The organism is Falsiroseomonas sp. RANM36, from assembly GCF_056682175.1.
In genome coordinates this window covers 99,553-101,503 of record NZ_JBWXTD010000008.1, presented here as the reverse complement: position 1 = coordinate 101,503, position 1,951 = coordinate 99,553, and the positions used below count along the sequence as shown (strand labels likewise).

Genomic DNA, 1,951 nt, shown 5'->3' with positions numbered 1-1,951 from the left:
GGGGCCGGGGCACCCGGGCGAGGGGGGGGCCCGGCCGGGGCGCGGGGGGGGCGCCGCGGCGCGATCAGAGCGGCTTGTAGCCGCCCGGCGGAAGCGCGGAGCGGCTCGACCCGAGCGGCCGCTGCCGCAGGCTCAGTCCCGCGCCTGCACCTTCACGAAGTCGCCCGGCGCGGCGCAGAGCGGCGGCAGGGCGCCTTCGCCCGGCATCCGCGCCGGCACCCGCGCCTTGTCCTGCGCGGCGATCCAGCGCTGCCAGTCCGGCCACCAGGACCCCGAGAGCTCCGTCGCGCCCTTGAACCAGGCATCGGGGTCCGCCGGCAGGTCCTCGCCGACCCAATGGCTGTATTTCCCGGCCTCGGGCGGGTTCACCACGCCCGCGATATGGCCGGAGGCCGCCAGCACGAAGCGGATCTTCCCGGCATAGAGCTGCGTCGCGCGATAGGTGCTCTTCCAGGGCGCGATGTGGTCTTCCCGCGTGGACAGGATGTAGGTGGGCAGCTTGATCTTCCTCAGGTCGAGCGCGACGCCGTCCAGCTCGATGCCGCCCGGCTTCACCAGGTCGTTCTGCTGGTACATCCGGCGCAGGTAGAAGCTGTGCATCCGTGCCGGCATCCGCGTGGAATCGTCGTTCCAGTAGAGCAGGTCGAAGGGGAAGGGCTCCTGCCCGAGCAGGTAGTTCGACACCACGAAGGACCAGATCAGGTCGTTGGCGCGCAGCATGTTGAAGGTCGTCGCCATCTCCGATCCTTCGAGGAAGCCGCGTCTGCTCATCTTGTCCTCGAGCGACTGCAGCTGCTCCTCGTCGATGAAGACGCCGAGCTCGCCGGCCTCGGCGAAGTCCACCATGGTGGTGAAGAAGGTCGCGGACCTGATGCGCGTGTCCTTCCTCGCCTGCATGTGCGCCAGCGTGCAGGCCAGCAGCGTGCCGCCGAGGCAGTAGCCGATGACGTTCACCGCGCGCTCGCCCGTCGCCTGCTCGATCGCGTCGAGCGCGGCATAGGGGCCTTCGTCCATGTAGTCGTCGAAGCCCTTCTCGGCGAGCTTCTCGTCCGGGTTCACCCAGGAGATGACGAACACGGTGTGGCCCTGCTCGACCGCCCAGCGGATGAAGCTGTTCTTCGGGCGGAGGTCGAGGATGTAGAACTTGTTGATCCAGGGCGGGATGATCAGCAGCGGGCGCTTCAGCACCGTCTCCGTCACCGGCGCATACTGTATCAGCTCCATCAGGTCGTTGCGGAACACCACCTTGCCCGGCGTGACGGCGATGTTCTCGCCGACCTTGAACTTGGTCTCGTCCGTCATGCGGATGCGCAGCTGGCCCTTGCCGCGCTCGAGGTCCGCGAGCAGGTTCGAGAGGCCCTTCAGCAGGTTCTCGCCGCCGGTCTCGGCGGTGCGGCGCAGCACTTCCGGATTGGTCATCAGGAAGTTGGAGGGGCTCATCGCGTCCACGAACTGGCGCGTGTAGAAATCCACCTTCTGCGCGGTCTTCTGGTCCAGCCCCTCGGTGTTCTGCACCACGTTGGTGAAGAAGCGGGCGGAGAGCAGGTAGGACTGGCGGATGAAGTCGAAGACCTCGTTCTCGCGCCAGGCATCGTCCTTGAAGCGGCGGTCGGACTTGGCCTCGTCGATGACGGATTTCGGCGGCTCGCCCATCATCCGGCGCGCGGTGTTCTGCCAGAGCGTGAGATAATCCTGCCAGACGCCGATCTGCGCCTGCATCAGCCGCGCCGGATTGGTCATCAGCCGCGTCGTCATCTCCATGAAGGCGGAGCCGATGTTGAGCGGGTCCGGCCCCGGGGGGGCGGGGGGCGGGGGGCCCGGGCGGGGGGGGGCGGGGGGGGGGGTGGGCGGGGCGGGGGGGGCGGCGGGCGGCCACGGGGCCGTTGCGGCAGCGGGTGCCGGCGCTGCGCCGGGCGGGACGGGCGCCGGGGCCGTGGCGACGAAGCGGGCC

1 protein-coding gene is annotated in these 1,951 nt (G+C 69.4%); it reads right to left on the bottom strand.

The annotated features are described in order from the left end of the window. Positions 1–132 precede the first annotated feature (132 nt). Positions 133–1,951, bottom strand: a 1,819-nt coding sequence (locus AC1MIR_RS26150; RefSeq protein WP_480031107.1) for a PHA/PHB synthase family protein, incomplete at its 5' end; no start/stop codon positions are given.